General features: G+C 43.5%; 22 protein-coding genes and 1 tRNA gene. 8 read left to right on the top strand and 15 right to left on the bottom strand.

The features are described from left to right. Window positions 1-245: 245 nt before the first annotated feature. Entirely contained in the window at window positions 246-713 is a 468-nt protein-coding gene (locus EPX21_RS08070; RefSeq protein ID WP_134089160.1) for a RadC family protein, read from the bottom strand. Window positions 714-1,023: 310 nt separating this feature from the next. Here EPX21_RS08070 and EPX21_RS22640 point away from each other — a divergent pair, with 310 nt between their 5' ends. After that, a complete protein-coding gene (locus EPX21_RS22640) occupies window positions 1,024-1,188 on the top strand; it encodes a hypothetical protein (RefSeq protein WP_166670709.1) in 165 nt (54 codons plus the stop codon). Window positions 1,189-1,207: 19 nt separating this feature from the next. After that, window positions 1,208-2,794, top strand: a complete 1,587-nt coding sequence (locus tag EPX21_RS08065) for a recombinase family protein (protein ID WP_134089165.1) — start codon at window positions 1,208-1,210, stop codon at window positions 2,792-2,794. Here the strand turns inward: EPX21_RS08065 and EPX21_RS08060 are convergent. The 5 genes from EPX21_RS08060 to EPX21_RS08040 all read right to left on the bottom strand — a co-directional run bounded on the left by EPX21_RS08060 (window position 2,748) and on the right by EPX21_RS08040 (window position 7,852). Then, window positions 2,748-2,827 (bottom strand) — tRNA-Leu (locus EPX21_RS08060). The two genes, EPX21_RS08065 and EPX21_RS08060, sit on opposite strands and share 47 nt — an antisense overlap. 84 nt (window positions 2,828-2,911) lie before the next feature. Then, entirely contained in the window at window positions 2,912-4,252 is a 1,341-nt protein-coding gene (gene rseP, locus EPX21_RS08055) for an RIP metalloprotease RseP (RefSeq protein WP_134089159.1), read from the bottom strand. Window positions 4,253-4,255: 3 nt separating this feature from the next. After that, window positions 4,256-5,434 (bottom strand): 1-deoxy-D-xylulose-5-phosphate reductoisomerase, encoded by a 1,179-nt coding sequence (locus EPX21_RS08050; protein ID WP_134089158.1) that lies wholly within the window; start codon window positions 5,432-5,434, stop codon window positions 4,256-4,258. Between the two features lie 105 nt (window positions 5,435-5,539). Continuing rightward, entirely contained in the window at window positions 5,540-7,039 is a 1,500-nt protein-coding gene (locus tag EPX21_RS08045; RefSeq protein WP_134089157.1) for a GH3 auxin-responsive promoter family protein, read from the bottom strand. Between the two features lie 24 nt (window positions 7,040-7,063). Continuing rightward, window positions 7,064-7,852 carry a beta-carotene 15,15'-monooxygenase gene (locus EPX21_RS08040; protein ID WP_134089156.1) on the bottom strand — a complete coding sequence of 263 codons (789 nt, stop codon included), beginning with the start codon at window positions 7,850-7,852 and terminating at the stop codon, window positions 7,064-7,066. A gap of 158 nt (window positions 7,853-8,010) precedes the next feature. Here EPX21_RS08040 and EPX21_RS08035 point away from each other — a divergent pair, with 158 nt between their 5' ends. Beyond that, window positions 8,011-8,901: a bestrophin family protein gene (locus EPX21_RS08035; RefSeq protein ID WP_134089155.1), complete on the top strand. Its 891-nt coding sequence runs from the start codon at window positions 8,011-8,013 to the stop codon at window positions 8,899-8,901. 150 nt (window positions 8,902-9,051) lie between these two features. Here the strand turns inward: EPX21_RS08035 and EPX21_RS08030 are convergent, their stop codons facing one another. The 6 genes from EPX21_RS08030 to EPX21_RS08005 form a co-directional block, all read right to left on the bottom strand. Next, window positions 9,052-9,306: a DUF2892 domain-containing protein gene (locus EPX21_RS08030; RefSeq protein ID WP_134089154.1), complete on the bottom strand. Its 255-nt coding sequence runs from the start codon at window positions 9,304-9,306 to the stop codon at window positions 9,052-9,054. Between the two features lie 76 nt (window positions 9,307-9,382). After that, window positions 9,383-10,366: a class 1b ribonucleoside-diphosphate reductase subunit beta gene (gene nrdF / locus EPX21_RS08025; RefSeq protein WP_134089153.1), complete on the bottom strand. Its 984-nt coding sequence runs from the start codon at window positions 10,364-10,366 to the stop codon at window positions 9,383-9,385. Window positions 10,367-10,504: 138 nt separating this feature from the next. After that, window positions 10,505-12,622 carry a class 1b ribonucleoside-diphosphate reductase subunit alpha gene (gene nrdE, locus EPX21_RS08020; protein WP_134089152.1) on the bottom strand — a complete coding sequence of 706 codons (2,118 nt, stop codon included), beginning with the start codon at window positions 12,620-12,622 and terminating at the stop codon, window positions 10,505-10,507. Then, window positions 12,564-12,989: a class Ib ribonucleoside-diphosphate reductase assembly flavoprotein NrdI gene (nrdI, locus tag EPX21_RS08015; RefSeq protein ID WP_134089151.1), complete on the bottom strand. Its 426-nt coding sequence runs from the start codon at window positions 12,987-12,989 to the stop codon at window positions 12,564-12,566. Before nrdI ends, nrdE begins: the two co-directional genes overlap by 59 nt. 14 nt (window positions 12,990-13,003) lie before the next feature. Continuing rightward, the gene (locus EPX21_RS08010; RefSeq protein WP_134089150.1) at window positions 13,004-13,249 is read right to left on the bottom strand and encodes a thioredoxin family protein; all 246 of its coding nucleotides are present in this window, start codon (window positions 13,247-13,249) and stop codon (window positions 13,004-13,006) included. A 147-nt stretch (window positions 13,250-13,396) separates the two neighbouring features. After that, entirely contained in the window at window positions 13,397-14,158 is a 762-nt protein-coding gene (locus tag EPX21_RS08005; RefSeq protein ID WP_134089149.1) for a DeoR/GlpR family DNA-binding transcription regulator, read from the bottom strand. A gap of 174 nt (window positions 14,159-14,332) precedes the next feature. Here EPX21_RS08005 and EPX21_RS08000 point away from each other — a divergent pair, with 174 nt between their 5' ends. From EPX21_RS08000 to EPX21_RS07980, 5 genes are all read left to right on the top strand, one after another. After that, window positions 14,333-15,922, top strand: a complete 1,590-nt coding sequence (locus EPX21_RS08000; protein WP_134089148.1) for a glycerol-3-phosphate dehydrogenase/oxidase — start codon at window positions 14,333-14,335, stop codon at window positions 15,920-15,922. 37 nt (window positions 15,923-15,959) lie between these two features. After that, window positions 15,960-17,465 carry a glycerol kinase GlpK gene (gene glpK, locus EPX21_RS07995; protein ID WP_134089147.1) on the top strand — a complete coding sequence of 502 codons (1,506 nt, stop codon included), beginning with the start codon at window positions 15,960-15,962 and terminating at the stop codon, window positions 17,463-17,465. 33 nt (window positions 17,466-17,498) lie between these two features. Continuing rightward, window positions 17,499-18,233: an MIP/aquaporin family protein gene (locus EPX21_RS07990; protein ID WP_134089146.1), complete on the top strand. Its 735-nt coding sequence runs from the start codon at window positions 17,499-17,501 to the stop codon at window positions 18,231-18,233. A 166-nt stretch (window positions 18,234-18,399) separates the two neighbouring features. After that, window positions 18,400-19,185, top strand: coding sequence for a glycerophosphodiester phosphodiesterase family protein (locus EPX21_RS07985; RefSeq protein ID WP_134089145.1), 786 nt, complete (start codon window positions 18,400-18,402; stop codon window positions 19,183-19,185). 150 nt (window positions 19,186-19,335) lie between these two features. Next, window positions 19,336-20,025 (top strand): GDSL-type esterase/lipase family protein, encoded by a 690-nt coding sequence (locus tag EPX21_RS07980; protein WP_134089144.1) that lies wholly within the window; start codon window positions 19,336-19,338, stop codon window positions 20,023-20,025. A 404-nt stretch (window positions 20,026-20,429) separates the two neighbouring features. Here the strand turns inward: EPX21_RS07980 and EPX21_RS07975 are convergent, their stop codons facing one another. The 3 genes from EPX21_RS07975 to EPX21_RS07965 form a co-directional block, all read right to left on the bottom strand. Then, window positions 20,430-21,413, bottom strand: a complete 984-nt coding sequence (locus tag EPX21_RS07975) for a 2-hydroxyacid dehydrogenase (RefSeq protein ID WP_134089143.1) — start codon at window positions 21,411-21,413, stop codon at window positions 20,430-20,432. Between the two features lie 63 nt (window positions 21,414-21,476). Next, the gene (locus EPX21_RS07970; RefSeq protein ID WP_134089142.1) at window positions 21,477-22,892 is read right to left on the bottom strand and encodes an alkaline phosphatase; all 1,416 of its coding nucleotides are present in this window, start codon (window positions 22,890-22,892) and stop codon (window positions 21,477-21,479) included. Between the two features lie 269 nt (window positions 22,893-23,161). Then, window positions 23,162-24,331 carry an MFS transporter gene (locus tag EPX21_RS07965; RefSeq protein WP_134089141.1) on the bottom strand — a complete coding sequence of 390 codons (1,170 nt, stop codon included), beginning with the start codon at window positions 24,329-24,331 and terminating at the stop codon, window positions 23,162-23,164. Window positions 24,332-24,391 lie beyond the last annotated feature (60 nt).

The raw sequence follows: 24,391 nt of genomic DNA, 5'->3' as shown, positions 1-24,391 counted from the left end.
GAGGACACCTTCATAGCTTTAAGCCCACAATAGAACCTTTTTTAGTACATCATGCAGTATATTATATTCTGTTTTATTAATTAGTGGATCAATAATGAACGTTGTGTAGAGAGCCGTAGAAAGTCTGTCAACTATGTTACATATATGAAACTTTTATACTTTAAAACAAGCATGATCATATAAGAAGTTAGATTCCACCTATCAATATTACCTTCTACACAATAGAATTCACATTGTCAAAAATATCACATCAGCCCTTCATCCATAAACGACAAATAGCCATTACCGGTCACAATAAGATGGTCAATTAACGGCACATCCAGAAACTTCCCGGCCTGTTTAATTTTATTGGTCAATATCTTATCGGCATTGCTTGGTTGCTTGTTCCCCGAAGGATGGTTATGGGCAATGATCACAGCTGTTGCTCCTACCTTCAAGGCTATTGCGTAGATTATGCGCACATCTGCCAAGGTACAGTCCATCGATCCGCTTGCAATTTTAGCGAAGCCTATTACTCTCTTTTCGGTGTTCAGGTACATGGCCAGCATATCTTCCTTATACCACAACGTATCCAGATCCCACACATTCATTAATATTCGATAGGCCGTACTGGAATCCGTTACCTTTGGCCGCAGCTCTTCCTCCACTCTGGGCTTGTAAACCACCTTAAGCTCTGTCATCTTGAACATTCTATTTTCGGACACTGTTTTCATCACATAAATACTTTTGTAAAACCATCGGATTAATTAGGGGCCGAGAGAGGCGCAAGCAGAGGGGCAAAAAGGAAACGGAATAAAAAGCGCAGCGGCTTTATGCCGTAGTCTTTTTGCATTCACTACAGCGAAGCGCCTCATCTTGCCCTAAGGGCAATCCGATGGTCTCTCATAAAGTATCATTCTCCAATCAGCACATATTCTGTAATCAAAGGGTAACATCGGCCCAATCTTACTTACCGTAACCCCGACGTATGCTTCTCATTCAAAACACACCGTCAAATTTGCCTTCAAAAAAACAAGGAAGACCATGACAAAAGAAAAAAAGCGTAAGGTAACTCCTCAAAAAACCGTTGAAATCCTTAAGAAGCATGGTACAACCGTTACGCTGGACGAAGCAAAAATTATATTGGCAATGATGTATGAATTTGGTAAATTAGCAGTAAATCAAGACCTTATAAAAGGTAGACATTAAAAAGAAATGATTTCCCATTATGAAAACAGCAGATTTATACATCCGGGTTAGCACAGATGAACAGGCAGATAAAGGTTATTCGCAACGCTCACAGGCAGAAGTTCTAATGAAATATTGCGAAATCAACGACATTACTGTAAGAAGGGTAATATATGAAGATCATTCCGCTAAGTCGTTTGAGCGGCCGGAATGGAAGAAATTATTTCTTGAACTAAAAAAACACAAAGGAAAATCAGACCTCGTCCTATTTACCAAATGGGACAGGTTTAGCAGAAATGCAAGTGATGCCTATCAGATGATCAGCAAGCTGAAAAATCTTGGTGTAGAGCCACAAGCTGTTGAGCAGCCTTTGGATATGAGCATCCCCGAAAACAAAATGATGCTGGCCGTATACCTCACCGCACCGGAAATTGAGAACGACCGGCGTTCTCTCAATGTGAAGCATGGCATGCGGCAAGCCAGAAAGGAAGGCCGTTGGTTAGGTGTAGCTCCGCCGGGATATGCAAATAAAGTCAAGGAAAACGGAGAAAAATACGTTGCTGTGGATGAGCCACAGGCATCACATATGCGCTGGGCGTTCGAGCGTTTGGCTGATGGCGTCCTTACTACGGCAGAAATATACCGGATGGCCATAAAGCGCGGTCTGAAGTGTGGTCAGACTAGCTTCTGGACTGCCATCAGAAATGTAGGCTATTGTGGAAGGGTATATATAGCCAAATACAAAGATGAGGAGGCTCATACCGTAAAGGGACAGCATGAAGCATTAATATCGGAAACACTATTTTATAAGGTGCAGGACGTGTTAGACGGAAGGAAAAGGGAGTTTGGTACCGGCGGTAAAAAGGGTGTCACGATTACTTCACCGGATATGCTTCCTTTGAGAGGATTTTTGCTTTGCGACCGCTGTAACCGAATGTTGACCGGAAGCGCCACAAAAGGTCGAAACGCACATTTTTATTATTACCACTGTCGATCTTCCTGTGGATGGCGACAGAAAGCGGAAACCGTAAATGCAGCCTTTTTGCTTGAACTGAAAAAACTGATACCGAAACCCGGTATGGCAGAAGTTTACCGGGAAGTTTTGGAAGACCTATTCCGCGATTCAAAGGATATACAACATCTTGAACGAAAGAATACCATTGCCGCCATTACAGAAACAAATAACCGAATCACAAAAGCCAGGGAATTACTCTTAACAGATTGCATCAGCGGTCAAGACTACAAAATAATAAAAAATGAAGCCGAAGAAAAATTGGTAAGACTGGACGCCAAACTGCGTGAATTGGCAAATAACAACAACGAAAAACTAGATATAGATGGACTAATTTATAAAGCTGTCGAAAACTTCAAAAAACTTGATCTCATGTATTTAAACGCAGATATTGAGGGAAAAAGACAAATTATCGGTTCGACATTTGCAGAAAAATGGCATTTTTTGGATGGGAGACATCGAACCGCTAAGCGGACGCCCGCATCCGAACTTATCTACCTGATAAACAAAGGATTACGAAGCAAAAAACCCGGATTAAAAACTTTTTCAAGCTCTCAATCCGGGTTTGTACCCAGGGCCGGGATCGAACCGGCACGGTTTCCCACTAGTGTTTGAGACTAGCGCGTCTACCAATTCCGCCACCTGGGCATTCCCTCTTGAACGGGATGCAAATATATTGCTAAAAAGGACAACTGCCAAATAAATTTTAAAAATTATCTATCTTCCAGATTATCAAGGAAGTTTGTCGCCCATTGCCTTTATAATATCATTCCCTAAAGCAAAAATCATGAGTCCAACGATAATCACAAAGCCTACAATTTGGGCCCTTTCCATGAATTTATCGCTCAAAGGCTTGCCTTTAATAATCTCAACAATCAAAAATAAGGCATGACCGCCATCCAATGCTGGAATTGGCAAAATGTTCATCAAGGCTAAAGCCATAGATAACAGGCCCACCAAGCTCCAAAATTTAACCCAATCGACCTCTCCTCCAAACATGCGTGCAATACCGACAGGCCCCGATAAAGCTTTATTTGCCTTCACTTGGCCGGTGACCACTTTACCGAGCGCTTTTGCATTGTCAGTTAGCGATCCCCATGCCTTACCGGCTCCAATAGGCAAGGCTTCCAAAAAACCATATTTTATCTGTTCTTGCGGAATGCGATCTATATCGCGCCCGGCATAGATACCTAATTTGCCGTCCGTATCAATCTTCGTGCGCACAGTATCCGCTTTGCCAGCTCTCGACACCACAATGGTGGCCTCCTTGTTCTTATTAGCCAGTAAAACGTCTGACATCTGATCCCAAAAAATGATAGGTTTCCCATTAATGGAAATTAGGCTGTCACCGGATTTTAGACCTGCTTTTTCGGCTACCCCGCCCTTTTCTAAACTTTCTATGTGCGTCACTCTAAAACGAGGTATTACAAATTCATCGATCCCTAAATCAGAAACCTCATTCAATATATCACCCGGAACGATCAACTCAATCGTTTGTCCCTCTCTTAATACCGACAGTTTGGTATTACCTAACAGCACCTTCGGACTCCTGACATCTTCAAAACGCACTACTTTCTCTCCGTCTATTGCCGTAATAAGGTCGCCTGCTTTCAATCCTATCTGTTTACCGATAACTCCAGGAGCTAAGCCATCCGTCATTCTGTCGTTTGGAATGAACGTTTCCCCGTAGCGGAGCGTCAACATCCAAAATATAAAAATTCCTAAAATGATATTGACAAAAATACCCGCGAGCATGACAATAAGTCGCTGCCACGCCGGTTTTGATCGAAATTCCCAAGGCTGCGGCTCTCCTTTAAGCTGTTCGGTATCCATTGATTCGTCGATCATCCCTGCAATTTTGACGTAACCGCCCAAAGGCAACCACCCGATTCCGTATTCACATCCTTTATAATTGAACTTAAAAAGCTTAACTCCCCCAGCATCAAAGAATAGATAAAATTTCTCAACCTTTATCCCGAAAGCTCGGGCCGCCAGAAAGTGCCCTAACTCATGTAAAACAATCAAAATTGACAAGCCAAGCAACAACTGGCCCGCCATAACTAATCCACTCATTCTTTATTTTTCTATTTGATATACTTTTTTTCTTTTTGTTACTAACTCTTTCGCAACACGGCGCGCCTCTTCGTCCATGCTCACATAGTCGCTTAATGAAGGAGAAAGAATAAAGGGAATCGCCTGCATCGTTTCCTCAATAATTACGCTCATTTCTAAAAAGCCAATCTCTTCATTCAAAAATGCTGCCACTGCAATCTCATTGGCAGCATTTAAAACACAGGGCATATTTCCTCCTTCTTTGATTGCGCTATAGGCAAGTCTTAAATTGGCAAAGGTCTCTAAATCCGGCTGCTCGAAACTGAGCTGCGGATAATCGATGAAGCGAAATCGGCGAAAAGAATTCACCAATCGGCCGGGATAGGAAAGGGCATATTGAATGGGCAGTTTCATATCCGGCAATCCCAGCTGCGCCTTCAACGATCCGTCCTTAAACTGCACCAACGAATGCACAATGGATTGGGGGTGCACCACCACTTCTATTTGCTCTATCGATAAATTGAATAACCATTTGGCCTCAATAACCTCTAAACCTTTGTTCATTAAAGATGCGGAATCAATCGTTATTTTTTGTCCCATCACCCAATTGGGGTGTTTTAACGCTTCTTTTTTTGTAATATGCGCTAAAAAGTCTTTGTTCCGCCCTCTGAACGGGCCACCAGAAGCTGTCAAATAAATTTTTTCAACCGAATCAAGGGACTCACCAGCCAAACATTGGAAAATGGCAGAATGCTCGGAATCTACTGGTATGATCTTAACATGATGTTGCTTTGCAAGCGCCATGATATGTTCTCCGGCAACCACCAACGTCTCCTTATTCGCTAATGCGATATCTTTTCCGGCCTCTATCGCTGCAACGGTAGGTCGCAATCCTGCAAATCCCACCAATGCCGTTAATACCATATCGATCGAAGTGCTCTTTACAACCTCATTCAACGCCTCGCTACCCGTCAATACTTCAATAGAAGTAGCTGCAAGTGCCTTTTTTACAAGTGGATATTTGCTTTCATCAGTTATTACTACCGTTTTAGGCAAAAACTCCAATGCTTGACTAATGAGTAAGTCGGCATTGCAAGCCGCAGTCAGCACTTCTATCTTGACAAAATCTGGGCGCTCCCGGGCCACTTCCAGTGCTTGTGTACCTATACTTCCTGTCGCACCCAGTATCGCTATTCTCTTCATTCGTAATAAATTTGCACCTCTCCTTCTCAAGATGAGGCCTACTATAAATCAGCGGTTTCACAAGAGAAACCGATTTTTATGATCATTGGATTAACAGCCATCGAATTAAACAATATACGGAGCCATTCTTTCTGCAATTGATCGGTCATTTGCCAATCGAGGCAGCTTATTCTGCCCTCCCAATTTCCCGAGAGAACGCATATAATCCACAAAAGTATTCTTTTTCATTTCCCTAATAACCAAAGGCTGCAGAACCTTTCCCTCGATGAGGTCAAAATAATAAGTGTTCTTTTGTTGCAGAGCCCGGTCGACTTTCAACCGAAAGCTTTCCATATCTGCAGGCGCTTTTCCAAACTCTATAAACCACTCATGATAAGGCAATTCGCCTGCCGGTGGGTTCACTTGAGGGGCCACGGTAAACTCGGTAATTTCGACCTCTTCTTCTTTCGCTACCTGCATTAAGGCAAATTCGACTTCTTCACCAATCACATGTTCGCCGAAAGCCGAAATAAAATGTTTAATCCGACCGGTAACTACGATGCGATAAGGGTTTAAGGACACAAACTTCACCGTATCGCCTATATTGTAAGCCCATAAACCAGCATTGGTACTCAATATTACCGCATAGTTTTCCTGTAGCTTCACCTCCCCTAGGCTTAGTCGCGTCGGATGCTCGCTGAACACTTCGTCGACAGGGATAAATTCGTAAAAAATTCCCGCATCACAAAGTAAAAGAAGTCCTTTTTCTTTCTGGGAATCTTGATAGGCGATGAATCCCTCTGATGCAGGATAGGTTTCAATAGCATCCACACGCTTACCTACCATATATTCCAGCCGCGCACGATAAGGCTCAAAATTCACCCCACCATATACGAAAAGACTAAAATTTGGAAAGACATCTTTGATTTTCTTGCCGCCCGACTGATCCGAAATCCGTTCGAAATACATTTGTACCCAAGGCGGAATCCCGGAAATCAAGCGCATATCCTGCTCGATGGTTTCATCAACAATGGCATCTACTTTCGTTTCCCAATCGTCTATACAGTTAGTCTGATAACTCGGGAGCCGATTTTTTTGGAGATATAAAGGCACGTAATTGGCAACAATACCTGAAAGCCGACCAATCTTAATTCCGTTCTTTTCATTTAATTCGGGGCTTCCCTGTAAGAATATCATTTTACCATCCACAAAGGAAGTATTCCCCGTTTCGTGAATATAATTTAAAAGCGCATTCCGGGCAGCTTTTATATGTTCCGGCATCGACTCACGAGTGAGAGGGATATATTTGGTGCCCGAAGTGGTGCCCGAGGTTTTTGCCAAGTAAAGCGGCTTTCCGGTCCATAAGACGTCCGACTCGCCGGCCACCACCCGTTCTATATAAGGCCTTAAGCCCTCATAATCCCTTATTGGCACCTGCCGCTTAAAATCTTCGTAGGATTGAATTGCAGCAAATTGATGATCTTTTCCAAATGCGGTATTGGCCGCCGCTACTACCAATTGATTCCTTACTTTTTCCTGTACTTCGACCGCCCGGTATTTCCACCGATTAATTTTCTTTACCACAAATGCAGCAAAAGGCTTACTTAAAGCAGCTTTTATTCCCATACGCTCAGTTAACGGTTGATTCGATCAAATAATATTCTTAATAAATGTTGGGTCTTCTTCCCCTTTATAGTCTTTCATCATCTGCCTATATGCCAAGGCGATTGCCACACTAGAGAGCGGAACCACCAAAAAAGAGTTGACTAGACTCAATGCCGCTGATAACATCGGATACGACCGATAATTGAAATAAATAGACAGCACATGCAAAATGGTCAAAAAAGTCAACAGAAGCAACAATTTCAGAAAATTGCCCCGTGTAATAGCAAAGCTGAGGCGAATCGCTTTAAAAGGGCGCTCGTGGCGATCAATAATAAAAAAAGGATAAAAAGCCACTCTCATCATAAAGCTTATCAGAAAGATTAAAGAGAGAACCGCAAACAGGTCAACTGCGTATCTCGTGCTTTTAAAGATATATATTACGGGCAATATAATGACGGCCAATAAAGCAAACGCCGCTAATATAATCGCTACCAGACTTAACATGCCAATAAAAAAATAACTGATTTCTTTAGTTGTGGGGATTGTTTCCTGTAAAGAGACTTGCTCTTGCGTGTCGTCCACTACATGAAATATATACTTAAATAAAGTAAGTTGAATACCGAAATAGAGCACCACAAAAACGAACGCCATGAATAAGCTTAGCACGTCACTTACATGGCGGAAGTAGAGCGCTAAGATACCAGAGACATTTGATGTCAAAAAGAGCGATAAACAAAGGCCCGCGATTGAGAAATAATGCTTCCTCAACACATCCCATGATCGGTTGATTACATCGTTTACAGCAAAGGTACTATCTTTCAAGAACTGAATCATACATTTTTTATATCAGTACAAACCTAATATAAAATTTTTTTATTAGCCTAATTTCGTCCCTACTATTTCCATTTGTTATCTTTAGCGCGATAGAAGCGCCTCTGTTTGTAAAAACAATAAGCGGGCTTTGCTGTTATGGTAACGGTATTAGAAAATATATGATTGTAGAGACCAACGTCCGAGCCGCCCATATGTTCAGGCTCATCGCCAAATGGATTGTTTTTTATTTGTTAGTATCAATTATCGTGTGCGTCGGCTACATCGAATTAGGATGGCGGATAACCATTCCCGAGACTGAAATAGCGATTATGGGCACGGCTTTATCAATTCTGATGGGTTTCCGGGTTGATGCCGCGTACAAAAGATGGTGGGAGGCTAGAATCATCTGGGGTGCGGTGGTTAATAATTCGCGGACGTTTGCCCGCGAGGTAATGGGCTTCTTGGGGAAAGAGAACATAGACATCGCCCGGGCATTAATTTATCGGCAAATAGGCTTCGTGGAATCAATGGGTAAGCATCTAAGAAGGCAAGGTGGCGTTGAACATTTAAACCGCTTATTATCGCGAAGCGATTATGAAGTCATCCAATCGAAAAGACACATTCCCAATACGCTCTTAATGATGAACCTCAAACAGCTTTCAGAGTTAAATGAAGCGGGGAGGCTTAATACCTATTTGCTTGTGCAATTAGAAAGGATTTTACAAAGCTTAACCGACGAATTGGGTAAGGCCGAGCGGATAAAAAACACGCCCTTTCCTGTTCCTTATGGGTACTTTTCGTGGCTGCTGGTCCACAGTTTTGCCTGTTTGATTCCTTTTGCAATGGTAAGGGAACTGGGTTACGCAACCCTGATTCTGGCGCTGGTTATCTCGTTTATCTTTTTGATCATAGAGCAGATAGCGATTCAAATACAAGATCCGTTTGAAGGAAAACCAAACGATACTCCTATGACTACCATCGCCAAAAACATTGAAATCGATCTGAAAGAAATATTAGGAGAGAATCCACTACCGGAGCCCTTGAAACCGAGAGCAGGAGTGAGTATGTAAGCGGGTTGGCAATGCACAAATAAGTTCCTTACTACATAGCCACAAAACAAATAGCCGAATAATTCATTTCAAACAATGATTATTCGGCCATCAAATTAATAGTGTGCAGACCGCCCGCGTAGGACGATCTGTCCGTTTCAACTATATTTTTTAGATATATTCCGGGCTTTCAGACTCTTGATACTCCCGCTCAATTATTCGCTTCACGTCACAGGTACCTGTCGCCCCCCTATACAATAATGCACTGCCTATTGCTACTTGTCCCAAAGCCAACAAGGGCCGCTTAAAAAGTTCACGAACGCCTTTATAAATCATATAAGTCCCCGTTCCTATGGATACAACCCTTTCAGAAAACTCAATGTTAGTACCGTCATTCTCTGCTAAAAGATATTCTCTATGTGCCATGATGTTTAATTTTTATTTTATAACAAACGTTTGGCCATTAGGTTTTATCTTCAAGAATTTGGGACTAGAGAGAACCCTATACAGGTAAGCTTAAATCAGGCGCAAAGTCTTCATCGTGCAAATGGCTAATTTGCGTGGCCTTTTCGTAGTTTGTCGATTTTTTCGAAAAGAAATCGTGCTGTGTCGTTTCCAAGTTTAAGCCATTTAAAACAATGGGATTAACCTCTTTCACCTCGAAAAGCTCCTCAAAACCCAAATTCATTAGCGCTTTATTCGCATTGTACCGTACATACTCTTTCACTTCGGCGGTAAGGCCAACCTCTGTATAAATTTCTTCTGTATACTTCAATTCATTTTCGTAAAGCAGCATCAACAGATCTACGACCTTCTTCTTTACTTGCTCTTGATTCGGCAGTTTTCGGAAAATGTCCTGCGCTAAAAGCCCTACAAAGACGCCATGAATAGATTCATCGGCGACGATTTTCTTTATAATGTCGGCGCTTGCCACCATTTGCCCTTGTCCGGCAAGCCAAAGAGGAATGAAAAAGCCGCTATAAAAGAGGAAAGATTCCAACAATACGGATGCAGCAAGCGACATATAAAGTTCCTCGTTGGTCACTTCCTTCTGATCTAAAGATCGGTAGTATTCGTCAATAGTAGCGGCCTTAAACTGGAGATACTTATTATCTTGTACCCACTCAAATAGCTCATTGATTTCTGGCGTACTGGCAACCGTGGTAAAAATAGTCGAATAGGACTTGGCGTGAATGGCCTCCATCATACACATATACGACAAAACCGCCTTACTTTGCAGGCCATCGATGTGATCCAATATTTTCGGCATACCCGTATGGCTTTGCAAGGTATCTAATAAAGTTAAACCGCCCAAGGCCTTCTTATAGGTCTCCTGCATCTCTGGGGTTAATTTCTTCCATACATCAATATCCTTCGAAGGGATGTATTCAGTATCGATCCAAAACTGCCTAATATTCTGTTCCCAAAACATGCCAACGTAGTCGTTCTCGGGCGTGTTCCAATTGACTGCTTTATATTGATTCATTATCAGAGTTGTGAGTTGTGGGTTATGAGTTGCGAAATACCTTAACGCATAACCCAAAAATTGATATTCATTTGTAGTGGATGCAGTCACAAATTGCAAGGCTAAATAAATCACTGGCAACTCGCAACCAGCAACCGATTAAACCGAGCAAGAAATACATTCGTCAATAGACGCCTTTCTGGTGCGCGTATAGTATAATGATTTCAATCCCATTTTGTGGGCATAGATATAGTACTTCGCCAGATCCCGCGTGGTATCTTTTGAATTCGTATGCAAAATGGTTGAAATACCCTGGTCCACATGCCTTTGTATAACGGAAATCAATCGCAATACATTCTTTTGATCCATATCGTAGGCTGATTTATAGTAGAAATAGTTATCGTTATTTAAATAAGGCATTGGGTAGTAGGTAGTACTATCTCCATACTCACGCACTTCGATGGTGTCTACTACCGGCATAACCGACGCGGTCGCATTCATAATGTAAGAAGTAGACTGATTGGGTGCAATCGCCATTCGATAAGCATGGTATACGCCATGTTGCATCACTTGCTGTTTTAGTTGTTCCCAAGCGGCACGGTCAGGGATCTCTATGCCATCGAACAATTCCTTCACGCGGTCTGTTACGGGATTGTATTCCGTACTAGTATACTTATCGAAATAGACGCCGGTTGCGTAATCCGAGTTTTCAAAGCCTTTAAAAGTAAGCCCTCTCTCCTTTGCTATCTCCATAGAACATTCCAAAGAATAAAAGTTCACCATCATAAAGAACACGTTACAAAAATCGAGCGCTTCCTTACTTTCATAGGTAATAAAGTTCTTCGCCAGAAAACCATGCAAATTCATTGCTCCCAGTCCGACACTATGTAACTCGCGATTCGCTTTTTGGATTGTAGGAACCATTTTAATGTCCGTCATGTCAGACACAACCGTTAACGACCGCATTGCTGTTTTCACCACCTCTTTAATCCGGCCATTCTCCATGGTAGTCGCAATATTCAAGGAACCGAGATTACAGGAGATACCATAGCGGATCGTGTCTTCCTGATGATAAGGCGTGATATCAGACACTTCTGATAGCTGCATAATCTCCGTACATAAGTTCGAAAATTTAACGGAGCCAACACCGTTCAAGGCATGTCCCCGGTTCGCATTATCCTTAAAGAAAAGGTAAGGGTAACCACTTTCTTTCTGTGTCTGTGCAACCTTTATCAAAAGATGGCGTGCGTTGATTTTGCGCTTCTTCACTTTTGGATTGCTTACCAGCTCGTCATACATCTTCGTCATATCGAGTTCATCGAGGTACTGGCCATACTCTTGAAACACCGTATGCGGATAGAAAAGATAACAAACCTCGTCGTGTTCGGCGATCTGCATAAATTTGTCGGGAATAATAACGCCGATAGACAGGGATTTAATGCGCGACTTCTCATCCACATTGATCTTCTTACAATCTAAAAACTCTTCGATATCGCTATGAAAAACGTTCAGATATACCGCTCCGGCACCTGGGCGCTGCCCTAATTGATTTGCATAAGAGAAGGTATCTTCCATTATTTTCATCACCGGCAATACGCCGCTCGAACGACCTTCTACTCCTTTGATAGCCTCTCCGCGCGCTCTAACCTTCGAAATGTTAAAAGATACACCGCCGCCGATGGATGAAAGCTTCATGGCCTCATCAATCGCATAGCTGATTCCGCTCAAGCTGTCGCCTATCTCGTCTAGAAAACAAGAAACAAGTTCTCCCGAACGAAGCTTACCCGCATTCAAAAACGTCGGTGTAGCGGGTTGATATTCTTGATTGATCAAAATCTCCGCATATTCCAATGCACGATTCAAGTCGCCCGCCGCCAAATACAGCGAAACGCATACCACCCGATCCTCGTACCGCTCCAAGAATTTTTCGCCGCTGTCATCTCGCAAGGCATAACTTTGAAAGAACTTGAAAGCGCTCATGAAGGAAGGGAATCTGAACTTCTTAGCATATACAAAGTCGTACACCTCCTTCATCTGTTCGAACGAGTAGTGTTCGTAGAAGTTGATATAATATTTGTTTTCAATCAAATAATCTATCTTCTCCTTTAAGGTATAGAAGAACACCGTGTTCTTGTTCACATAGTCTAAAAAGTATGACCTTACCGCTTCCTTATCCTTATAAAGACGAAAATCGTCTCCGTCTTTCGTCATGATCTCATTATTCAGGAGTATCCACTTCTTGGCTATGTTGCCATCTTTTGTTACTGTGGTGTTCATGGTATTCGTTTATCTTGTTAATAAATTTTTGAACATCAGCGCCTGTGCCTGAGAGTTCAAACTTAAATAATACGGGAACTTGGTAGATAGCCGCAACAGTATCAGCCGCTCTGCCGTAGTTCATTCCCCAATTCTTATTACCGCTGGCAGAAACGCTCTGTATCAAATTGTGATTTTGCCGCATGAATTTATCCGTAACGGCGGGCACCTCCCCCCTTCCTGTAGTGAAGGTAATAAGATGGCCCGGTTGCGAAATCGACAAATCTTCGGAAATGCGGCGGATCGACCAACCCGTGCAGGCTTCTAGTTTATGCACAAATCGATCTACATTTCCCGTTTTACTGTCATAATAAATCCAATGTTGCATACCGAAGATTTCATCTACGCTTGCTGCAGACTGCTGATCGCTACTAATTCTTCTGGTTTAAAACCAATTATACGTTTTACTTCTTCATTTTCTTTGGTAACGATAACGGTTGGGACCGTGCGAACCCTGAATTGTATGGCTACTTCAGGATTCTCAAAAGGATTCACCTTTTCGTAATTAATACCCTTATTATCTAAAAATTCTGACACCATATTGCATGGCGCGCAATTATCTTTTTCGAATTTTATCACTCTTATCATAGCCTTATTATTTTTTTTGTAAAATGAGGGTAAGTGCAAAGGTGCACCTTAACATTTAGAATCGGTGTAAATAATTTTCAACACAGGTGGATTAATCCACATTTCATTGTTGCAAAAAAAATGGTATGATTTTTAGTTGGCTATTCCCTAAACAACAGTCACCTTCACGCCCCTACCCTCAAGTTCTTTCAGCATGTGGGGAGGAATATGTTCATCGGTTATAATTTCGTCGACTTCATCGAATCCGCAGATTCTACCGAAACCACGCTTCCCAAATTTGGTTGAATCAGCCAGCACAATCGTCTTTTGCGCCACTTCAATCATTTTGCGGTTCAAATGAGCTTCCAAACCACTGGTAGTAGTTAAACCAAATTCCGGGTCAATTCCATCCACACCCAGAAATAATTTGCTACAAAAAAAGTCGTCCAAAATCCGCTCCGCATACGGACCGGCAACAGAAGCGGAGCTCGACCGCATCATGCCACCGAGCTGTAGGATTTCCACGTTTTGGTGTCTGTTTAATTCGATGGCCACCTGAAGTGCCGATGTAACGACTGTCAGGCTTCCTTGCGGGTGAATCTGTCGCGCCATGGCTAAAACCGTTGTTCCAGAAGCAATAATAATCGAGTCGTTCGGTGCCACCATTGAAGCCGCGGTTGCCGCTATGAGCGCTTTTTCTTCGTATTGCAATTTCTCCTTTTCAATTACCGATCGGTCGATAGTATATGGATTGTTTAAGGTAGCGCCTCCGTGCGTACGGAAAAGCATTTGCCTTTCTTCCAACAATTTCAAATCCTTTCTGATCGTCACGGTAGAAACATCCAGCTCCTTTCCAAGCGCTAATACGTTGATAGATCCTTTCTCCTGCAGCAGCTTAAGAATAAATTGGTGACGCTCTACACTGTTCATAGCATTTATTTTGCGCTAAATTAACCTTTTTGCTCGAAAAGGCAAGTACATGAATTTGTTTCGTTTTATTTCGAAATGATTTCGAAAATTTATTTTTGATTTCCAAAAACTTAAATTAACTTTGTTATACCAACCAATTGAACACAGTAAAAAACACGCTAATTGGCCATTCACATGCAAGAAGAAACCGTTCATCAATATCCATTTGATCGCAAGATTAATTTAGAGCAGCTACGTCAGGAAGCCGTTTGGGACCTGGCCATCATTGGAGGCGGGGCCACTGGCCTCGGCATAGCCGTAGATGCAGCTAGTCGTGGCTACAAAACCTTGTTAGTAGAGCAAGCCGATTTTGCCAAAGGCACGTCCAGCAGAAGCACCAAATTGGTTCATGGTGGGGTACGGTATCTCGCACAGGGCGACATTAAACTGGTTTTTGGCGCGCTCCGCGAGCGGGGGATTATTTTCAAAAACGCCCCCCATTTAGCACATGCCCAAAGCTTTGTTATTCCCTGCTATAGCTGGTTTGCCCAATTAAAATTCTTAGTCGGTCTCAAAATTTACGATTGGATGGCTGGCAAATATCGAATCGGAAAGTCATCGTTGCTATCGAAAGAAAAAGTCACACAACTGGTTCAGGGCATAGAGGCAAAGAATTTAAAGGGTGGCATCGAATATTACGATGGCCAGTTTGATGATGCGCGACTCGCGGTGAATCTAGCTCAAACTGCTTCTCGGTATGGAGCCACACTGCTCAACTACGCAAAGGTTATCGGCTTAAATAAAGATGATAAAGGAAAGATCAAAGGCTTTACGGTAGTCGATCAAGAAAGCAAAGAGGCATACGACATAAGGGCGAAAGCCGTGATTAATGCCACGGGTGTCTTTGTAGACGACATCCTCACACTCGAACAACAAAATCATCGGCCAATAGTACGGCCGAGCCAGGGCGTCCACGTAGTCGTCCAACGATCCTTCCTTCAGGGTAAAAGCGCACTGATGATCCCCGAAACCAGCGACGGCCGGGTGCTATTCGGCGTGCCATGGCACGACAAGCTGGTGCTGGGAACTACTGACACGCCGCTCAATCAACACAACTTAGAACCGCGGGCTCTTGACAAAGAGATTGATTTCATTTTAAAAACCGCTGGGCAATATCTGGAAAAAAAACCGACGCGAGCAGATGCATTAAGCATATTTGCCGGCTTAAGGCCTTTAGCGGCACCAAAAGACGGAAAGGAAAGCACCAAAGAAATCTCCCGTGATCATAAGTTACTCGTGACCGAATCCGGACTCATTACAATTACGGGCGGCAAATGGACCACCTACCGAAAAATGGCAGAAGATACCGTAAATCAAGCGATTAAAACCGCAAATCTCCCATTCCATCCGTGTAAAACAATTGGTATAAAGATTCATGGCGCAACGGCCGGATCGAACGAAAGTGGTCATTGGGCCGTGTATGGTACAGACGCACAAAAAATCAAAAGTCTGGTAACGGCAGAGAATGGTTTAGGAGAGAAATTGCACCCAAACTACCCGCATATCAAAGCCGAAGTGCAATGGGCTGTTCGTGAAGAAATGGCGCGAACGGTTGAAGATGTACTCGCTAGACGAATGCGCATGGTTTTTCTTGATGCAAAGGCCGCTATAGAAATGGCTCCCGCAGTTGCCCAATCAATGGCACAGCAATTAGATAAGGATACGAATTGGGTGGAGCAGCAACTGACACAATTCAATACGCTCGCTAATGGATACTTAGCTTAATCTGCAGCGATGATGCTAACGAAAATTATAAAACAATATGACCGAAAAAAAATACATACTATCACTCGATCAGGGGACAACAAGCTCACGGGCAATCATTTTCAATCAGCGGGGCGAAATCGTATCAATCGCCCAAAAAGAATTCACGCAGTTTTATCCACGATCGGGATGGGTTGAACACGATCCGAGGGAAATCTGGTCGTCCCAAATTTCCGTCATCGCAGAAGCCTTAGTAAAAGGTGAAGTTAAGTCGGCCGATATTGCCGCCATTGGTATTACCAACCAAAGAGAAACAACCATTGTATGGGACCGTGACACCGGCAAGCCGATCTATAACGCCATTGTGTGGCAAGACAGGCGAACAGCCTCTTATTGCGATGAACTAAAACAGCAGGGGCATGAAAAATTGATCAAAGAAAAGACTGGTCTGCTTATCGACTCCTATTTCTCGGCTACTAAAGTCCGTTGGATTTTAAGCAATGTAGAAGGAGCAAGAGAAAAAGCGGAAAACGGAAAGTTACTATTTGGCACGGTGGATACTTGGCTTATCTATAATCTGACAGGCCGTGAAAAGCACGTAACCGACGTAACCAACGCTTCCCGTACGATGCTTTATGATATTTCAGCTATGCGATGGGACCCAGAATTACTAGCGCTTTTTGAGATACCCGAAAGCATGCTGCCCGAGGTGCGGTCATCGAGCGAGGTATACGGAAAAACCGTCGAAAGAATATTCACTGATCCGATTCCGATTGCCGGTATCGCTGGCGATCAACAAGCTGCCCTGTTCGGCCAATTATGCACAACCGAGGGAATGGTGAAGAACACCTATGGGACCGGTTGCTTTATGTTAATGAACATCGGGAACAAACCCATTCTTTCTAAAAACAACTTAGTAACCACCATCGCCTGGCAAATCGGCAATCAGGTTACTTATGCACTGGAAGGAAGCATTTTTATAGCCGGAGCCATTGTACAGTGGCTTCGCGATGGGCTGGGCATCATCAAATCGTCTGAGGAAATAGAAGCACTAGCAAGTAAGGTAAAAGATACCGACGGTGTATATTTAGTTCCGGCCTTCGCAGGATTGGGGGCGCCCCACTGGGATTCCTATGCAAGGGGCACGATGGTCGGTTTGACCCGAGGAAGCAACGCGTCACATATCGCGCGAGCGGCATTGGAGGGGATCGCATTTCAAACGGTTGACATATTAAAAGCCATGGAAGCGGACGCACAAAAAGAAATTCACGAATTGCGCGTAGACGGCGGCGTCACCAACAACAATCTACTGATGCAATTTCAGGCCGACATTTTACAGGCCGACGTCGTACGCCCAAAAATCACTGAAGTCACCGCAATCGGAGCGGCTTATCTCGCCGGACTGGCCGTCGGCTATTGGCAAGACATGGACGATTTAAAAGATCAGTGGCAGATTGACAAGACATTTGAGCCGGATAACGAAACCGACGTTGTGAACCATATGAAGAACTGGCACCGTGCGGTTAATGCCGCAAAAGCATGGGCAAAGGAGGAAGAAAGGTAGGCTCAAAACAACCAAGAAACGAACAATTAAATTATGACACCTTTTATAGCCGAACTTCTGGGCACCCTTATACTGATTTTATTAGGTGGCGGCGTCGTGGCAAATGTGCTTCTCAAGGGCACTAATGGGCATAATAGTGGCTGGATAGTTATTACCACTGGCTGGGCACTCGCTGTATTTACAGCTGTGGTGATTGCCGGTCCTTACAGCGGCGCCCATTTGAACCCTGCCGTTACCTTAGCAATGGTGATTACAAAAAGTTTAAGTTTTATTGAAGCCGCTCAATATGTAGCTGCACAGTTTATCGGCGCCATGTCGGGAGCTTTCTTGGTATGGCTGATGTACCGGGATCACTTTGTGGCGACCGATGATCCGGCTCTCAAACAAGCGGTCTTTTGTACCTCCCCGGCGATAAAAAATCTGCCGACTAATCTACTCAGTGAAATCATCGGGACATTTGTGCTCATCTTAGCCGTCTTTTTCTTTACCGACGGAGAAATCGCAATTGAGCAGACAAAGACGCCCATTGGCCTTGGTTCCATCGGGGCCATACCGGTAGCCTTCGTCGTGTGGGTGATCGGTTTGTCTTTAGGAGGCACTACGGGCTATGCCATCAATCCAGCGCGTGATTTGGGACCGCGCATTATCCATGCCATTCTGCCTATAGCGAACAAGGCACCATTCAACGCTGAATATGCCTGGATTCCCGTGGTAGGCCCCTTATTAGGAGCTTCCTTAGCTTGCGCCATTTATTTGGTACTTCGCTAAGAAAAGAACCGACCTAATTGGAAGTCCAGTTAAAAATCAATCAAGCTGTTAACGGACAATTAATTAAAGATGAACAATAAATTAACATTCCTTATTTGAATAAGCGTCCAATTTATTGCTCTTTTGTAAATCCATCCGAAGAGATGCGCTAATATTTAACAACACAATGAAAAAACACGCTTTCTTAATTGCCACAATTTATTTATTTGCCTTTATGCAAAGTAGTTATGCCCAATTCAACAAGAATGTGGTAATTGCCCATCGAGGCGCCTGGAAACAGGCGAACTTGCCTGAAAATTCACTTGCCTCCTTAAACCATGCGGCGGCTTTGGGTTGCCACGGTTCGGAATTCGATGTCCATCTGACAAAAGATGATATAATGGTGGTAAACCACGATAAAGACTTTTACGGAATCGATATTGAGTCGGCCACCTATCAGGAGCTATTGGCAAAAAAACATCCCAACGGAGAAAAAATCCCAACCGCTGAAGAGTACCTGCGCGAAGGGATGAAGCAAAAAAAAACCAAGCTGATTTTCGAAATAAAAACAGCTAAAGCAGGCAAGGAACGCACGCTCCAGCTCACCAAAATGTCGGTCGATTTAGTAAAAAAACTAGGCGCGGAAAAATGGGTCGAATATATCTGTTTTGATTACGATGCCGGCAAGCTCATTCACCAATTGGATCCGAAGGCGAAAGTTGCTTACTTAAATGGAGATATCGAACCTGCTCAGGTAAAAAAGGATGGCTACACAGGCATCGATTACCACTTCAGTGTTTTCAAGAAGAATCCATCATGGATCAAGGACGCGCATCAGGTTGGTTTAACCGTTAACGCGTGGACCGTGAATGATGCAGAAGAAATGAAAAGTCTATTAGACCAGCAAGTAGAATATATTACGACCAACGAGCCTGAGTTACTTTTCGAAATCCTGCGCAAAAAAAAGTCATAACTTGATAAACTGTTAGAAACTTCCCTACCTTCTTGGATGTTTCTAACAGTACATCCATGAGTTTGGGCTTTAGCAGCCATCCCCCTCCTATTATAATAGGATCGGATATGAATCTTTTTTGTAGATTCGTCACAATTCAAACCACTAACCATGAAGACGCTTAAATATTTCTTAATCAGTTTTTTATTATTAGCATTTTTTGTGCCGCTACAGGCACAAAGTTGGGACAGTACTTACCGACCGGCGATTTATCCCCTCTTGGTGGATCAATTTAAGTCTTTTCCAAAATCCAACAAGGACATTATTTTTCTTGGAAACAGTATCACGGCAGGAATCGATTGGAGCGAACTGCTGCAACTCCCTGAGGCGCGCAACAGAGGCATATCGGGGGACATAAGCTTTGGTGTGCTTGAACGGCTGGACGATGTGATTACCGGTAAACCTCAAAAGATATTCATATTGATTGGCATTAACGACATTTCCCGCAATATACCGGACGATACGATTCTAAATAACTATGAAAAAATCGTCGACCGTATCCAAAAACACACACCACAAACAAAAATCTTCTTTCAGACTTTACTGCCCGTAAACAGCTCCTTCGAAAAGTTCAAAAATCATTACGGCAAGGACGAACATATCCTTTATGTCAATGAAGGGATCCGGAAGCTTACCAAAGAAAAAGGCATTTACCTAATTGATTTATATCCGCATTTCCTTGACGATAATAATCGCCTAAAGGCTTCCTTAACGCACGACGGACTGCACCTACGTATCGAAGGTTATCGGCTTTGGGCAAACATCTTGAAAGATGGCGGGTACCTTGATCCGGGCAAATAGAAAGGATCGATGTAAACGGCGGAGAAGTGGAAAACACCACAATTGTTAAAATATGTTAAAAACGGTCGGTCGCATGTAACCATTTGGCTTTTTATAAGTCTTATCAATGGTTTTTGTTTATATTGGGTTTGTCAAGCCCTGTGGTTCCCAAGCTACAGGGCTTGTTTTTTTTCGGAAGTCCGACTGAATTGTCATCGAAATGTTAAAGCAGGAAAAGACAGTTGACAAAGTGTGTTTTGTACACTATCTTTGTGTCATTCATAATTTAGGTTTATAATTGGTTAGTTAGGAAGCCTTCAATCTCCCCGGTTGAAGGCTTTTCCTTTATCCATAAGTACGTAATTGTGTGGTAGCTGGTGAAACAACGGCAGCCATTCTTTATAACGAGATAACACGGGCGCCTTTTAGCTTAAGGCATTTTCAGTTTTAATGCCATTTTTTGCGTCTTGCAAATTTTGTAAGGTAATGGACGCAATTTCAGCAAGTGCCTCTGTCGTAAAAAAACCTTGATGTGAGGTGATCAGCACGTTTGGAAATCCCATCAACCGCAGAATATCGTCATCATCAATAATATGCTCTGAAAGATCTTTAAAAAACAGCTTCTCTTCCTGCTCATATACGTCAATTCCCAATTGGCCTACCTTTCCGGTTTTCAACGCGCTAATGATGTCCGTCGTTTGCACCAGGGCGCCTCGACTGGTATTGATCAGCATGGCACCTTGTTTCATTAAAGCCAGACTTTCTCCATTAATCATATGTTTCGTGCTCGGCAAAAGAGGACAATGCAGCGATATAATGTCACTTTCTGATAGCAGTTGCTCGAAGTCTACTTTTGTGACATAAGCTGGAAGAGACGATGGGACGGGATCATAGCCCAATAGCTCACAGCCGAAACCATACATAATCTTAGCAAATGCCAGACCTATCTTCCCTAAACCGATAACACCGACGTTTTTGCCATACAGGTTAAAACCCATTAAACGATTTAAGGAAAAATTACCCTCGCGCACCCTATTATATGCTTTATGCGTCTTTCTGTTCAATGTTAGGATCATTGCCACGGCATGCTCGGCTACTGCTTCCGGCGAATAGGCAGGAACCCGATAAACACGAATACCGAGACGCTCTGCAGCGACCAAGTCTACCTGATTAAACCCGGCACATCGCAAAACAACAATCTTTATATTTAATGCAGCCAACTTTTCAAGCACGCTTGCCGTTGCATGGTCATTTACAAAAATACAGACCGCATCACAGCTTTCTGCAAGCCTCACGGTCTGGTCGTTCAGGTCTATATCGAAGAATAGAAAGTGATAAGCCTTCTCCGTATTCATTTCGTCGAAAGAAGACTTATCATAAGGTTGAGCACTGTAGAAAGCTACTTTCATCCTGTCTATATTTATCGACACAAGATAAAACATCTTCGCCTTATTTACAAAGGCTTCGCCTAATCAAGCAAGGATACCGGTAATTTGTAACATAAAATTATGCAGCTCTGTATTTTTAACAAAGGGCTTCAGCTGCTCGCTTCCCGGGCCGTACATAGCTAACTCCACATAATCGGCAGAGTGATCCATAGCACCCCAGCCGATCGACAAGTATTTTTGTTGTATCTGACCGAGCTGTTTAAAGGGCAGCTTACGCGGATTATAGAGGCCACTTCCGTCGAGCATGTCGTAGTGACTCAGCAGCTCTTTGGCTTCTTCCATTGTAATCGCATAGCCTTGTGCAAATTCAACGCGCTCAATAAAACGGGAAGGCGTATAACTTTTATCAATACCATTCAAAATCCAGTCGTTCGTATGCTTAAATGATTGAATACGGTCGAAATTCCTATCTGCATGCTTTCCGGAAAAGAGGCCCGGATTCGCATTGCCATGATCAGTGGTTAACACAACCAGCGTTTCTTTATCTGCCAAGGCGAATGCCATTGCCTCACCAATCGCTTCGTCAAAAGCCAATTGATCGTAAATCAGTGCACCGGCGTCATTTGCATGTGCTGCCCAGTCCACCTTACCCCCTTCCACTTGCAACACAAAGCCATTTTTATTGCTTTTTAACTTATCGATCGCCGCCTTCGTCATTTCCGCTAGACTTGGGGTATTTGCCTCCATCTGCCGATCGTTGGCCCGGTCTAAGGCATAAGGTAAGCCATCTCTATGGAAGACACCTAATATCGGCTTATTCTGACTTTCCCCGAGTGCCTTCAGTTCACCGCGACTTTGCAAAACGGTAAATCCGGCTTGCTTATATCTAGCAAACAGGTCTTGCTTATCCTCCCTTGTATCGGCACTAAAAAATTCTAAGCCTCCCCCCATCATCACATCAAAGCGCAAATCGAGATACTGTAACGCTATACCGGGTTGGTCCGATCGCTTATCGCTATTTACACAAAAACCGGCAGGAGTAGCGTGCGTGATAGGCACCGAAGTAACGCAACCAACCGCTTTGCCCGCCGCTCTGAATTTTTGAAGTATAGGCTTATTGAAAGAGCCATCCGCATTTACATTAAGTGAACCATTTGGCACGCGGACTCCTCCGCCCCAAGAGGAGCTAGCCGCGGCTGAATCGGTCACCAAAGAGCTTGCTGAAGCCGTATCCATCAGGGCTCGGGTAGCTTCGTTTCGTTCGTAAAGAGCTAACCAGTTACTTTGTCGGCCTTCCTTCCTCTGCAGCAGCAGATTAGCCATGTTTAACGTGCCAGTGCTCATGCCATCGCTAACCATAAATATAATATTTTTGGCTTTACGCGTTTGATGAGAACGGCCCTTTATTAAACGGTCACCGGCAATCGATTGGACAGGAGATAAGACAGCAGCGCCTAAGGCGGTAAATGCGGTATTTCTAAAGAAATCTCTACGTTTCATGGAATAATTTGTTCTATGGATAAATTAAACGGCTAATCTAAGCGGTTTAGATTAATAGCAACTTAGTTTCATTTTAATTTTATGTTAATTCAACGAAAATTAATTGCTCTGTTCATCTACATTCGCTATGACGAACATCTATCAACTGTAAAAATACGGATTAGAATATTAAAAGCAATTTAATTGCATTATAAAACGAGCACTAAACTTTGGGAAAGAGATGGTAGTTGTGATCAAGCGGCAGTAGGCGCTTCGGTTGGTCATTAACTTTATTGTTTAATCACGCTGATTTTCGCTACCAGCATGCTAATTACGAGTCCAAAAACACCGATCACGGCGTATGAGTATCTCAAACTCGCGAGTTCCGCAATATAACCAATGAGCGGAGGCCCCATAAGAAAGCCCAAATAACTAACGCTGGAGACCATGGCGAGTGCTATACCCGGTGCCACTTTAGCGTTTCGACCGGCAACACTGTAAACGGTTGGTACCACCGTTGCGACACCTAAACCGACTAACATAAAGGCAATCACAGCGGTGATTATATAAGGAAACAATACGGCTAAAAACATTCCGGTGGATATGAACACACCGCTTACCTGCAGTACTGTTTTTCTGCCGAGCCGGGCAATCAACTTGTCGCCGATGAAACGACCAGCGGCCATCATTACCATAAAGGACGCATAGCCGAGTGGTACAAGGGCCTGTGGTGCTTTAACAATATCTTTAAAATACACGCCGCTCCAATCAAACATCGCTCCCTCGGTTGCCATGCTGCAAAACCCGATGACTCCTAACTGCAACAAAGCCCCTTCGGGTTTTGAGAACAACTTCCTTTTGGCAGTACTTACGGGGCCGACACCTGCAACGAGGTACTTGTTGTTAATGAGGATGCTTATCCACACCAAACCCGCAATAATCCAAAAATGCAGATAGGGTGCGATGTGCAAATTGATCATCAGCAGGCCTATTAGGGCTCCGGTGAAACCTGCGATGCTCCAAGCGCCATGAAAGGAGGACATGATGGGCTTGTCAAACAAGTTTTCTGCGGCAACACCTTGGGTATTCACGGCGATATTGCACATATTCCCTATGATACCAAAAAGGAAGAGCGCAGCACCTAAATGCCAGCCTTTGGTGGCCAGTCCGAGATTGGTTAAGGCTACTACATATAAGGCAGCGGCAGCAATTAGCACCTTTTTACTGCCAAACTTTGTAACCAAGGTACCGGAAAGTACCATAGTAGCCAACTGTCCGAGCGGAAGCGCAAATAATAAGCTCCCCAACTGCCCATCAGAAAGATGAAGCGATGCTTTGATATCAGGAATGCGACTGGCCCAGGAGGCGAAGGCCAAGCCCTGACAAAAATAGAAAAGTGAGACGGCCAGACGTACACGGTCGCGATTATTTGTAGTGGCAGCGAGTATATGAGTTTCCACGTTCAATTTATAAACTTCGATGAACCATTTTAAAGCAGACTACCATTAAGTAAAGGCAGC

This window comes from Olivibacter sp. XZL3, assembly GCF_004368405.1.
Classification (GTDB): Bacteria; Bacteroidota; Bacteroidia; order Sphingobacteriales; family Sphingobacteriaceae; genus Olivibacter.
Note: the sequence above shows the minus strand (reverse complement) of the source record. Positions and strands in the feature narration are given on the sequence as shown.

Coding starts and splice junctions, on each gene's coding strand:
- EPX21_RS07985 (WP_134089145.1), top strand. CDS start 18,400: ATGAAAAAACACGCTTTCTTAATTGCCACAATTTATTTATTTGCCTTT.
- EPX21_RS08030 (WP_134089154.1), bottom strand. CDS start 9,306: ATGGCACATAGAGAATATCTTTTAGCAGAGAATGACGGTACTAACATT.
- EPX21_RS08035 (WP_134089155.1), top strand. CDS start 8,011: ATGATTGTAGAGACCAACGTCCGAGCCGCCCATATGTTCAGGCTCATC.
- EPX21_RS07980 (WP_134089144.1), top strand. CDS start 19,336: ATGAAGACGCTTAAATATTTCTTAATCAGTTTTTTATTATTAGCATTT.
- EPX21_RS08045 (WP_134089157.1), bottom strand. CDS start 7,039: ATGGGAATAAAAGCTGCTTTAAGTAAGCCTTTTGCTGCATTTGTGGTA.
- EPX21_RS22640 (WP_166670709.1), top strand. CDS start 1,024: ATGACAAAAGAAAAAAAGCGTAAGGTAACTCCTCAAAAAACCGTTGAA.
- EPX21_RS08065 (WP_134089165.1), top strand. CDS start 1,208: ATGAAAACAGCAGATTTATACATCCGGGTTAGCACAGATGAACAGGCA.
- rseP (WP_134089159.1), bottom strand. CDS start 4,252: ATGAGTGGATTAGTTATGGCGGGCCAGTTGTTGCTTGGCTTGTCAATT.
- glpK (WP_134089147.1), top strand. CDS start 15,960: ATGACCGAAAAAAAATACATACTATCACTCGATCAGGGGACAACAAGC.
- EPX21_RS08050 (WP_134089158.1), bottom strand. CDS start 5,434: ATGAAGAGAATAGCGATACTGGGTGCGACAGGAAGTATAGGTACACAA.
- EPX21_RS07990 (WP_134089146.1), top strand. CDS start 17,499: ATGACACCTTTTATAGCCGAACTTCTGGGCACCCTTATACTGATTTTA.
- nrdF (WP_134089153.1), bottom strand. CDS start 10,366: ATGAATCAATATAAAGCAGTCAATTGGAACACGCCCGAGAACGACTAC.
- EPX21_RS08010 (WP_134089150.1), bottom strand. CDS start 13,249: ATGATAAGAGTGATAAAATTCGAAAAAGATAATTGCGCGCCATGCAAT.
- EPX21_RS08040 (WP_134089156.1), bottom strand. CDS start 7,852: ATGATTCAGTTCTTGAAAGATAGTACCTTTGCTGTAAACGATGTAATC.
- EPX21_RS07970 (WP_134089142.1), bottom strand. CDS start 22,892: ATGAAACGTAGAGATTTCTTTAGAAATACCGCATTTACCGCCTTAGGC.
- EPX21_RS08005 (WP_134089149.1), bottom strand. CDS start 14,158: ATGAACAGTGTAGAGCGTCACCAATTTATTCTTAAGCTGCTGCAGGAG.
- nrdE (WP_134089152.1), bottom strand. CDS start 12,622: ATGAACACCACAGTAACAAAAGATGGCAACATAGCCAAGAAGTGGATA.
- EPX21_RS07975 (WP_134089143.1), bottom strand. CDS start 21,413: ATGAAAGTAGCTTTCTACAGTGCTCAACCTTATGATAAGTCTTCTTTC.
- nrdI (WP_134089151.1), bottom strand. CDS start 12,989: ATGCAACATTGGATTTATTATGACAGTAAAACGGGAAATGTAGATCGA.
- EPX21_RS08070 (WP_134089160.1), bottom strand. CDS start 713: ATGAAAACAGTGTCCGAAAATAGAATGTTCAAGATGACAGAGCTTAAG.
- EPX21_RS08000 (WP_134089148.1), top strand. CDS start 14,333: ATGCAAGAAGAAACCGTTCATCAATATCCATTTGATCGCAAGATTAAT.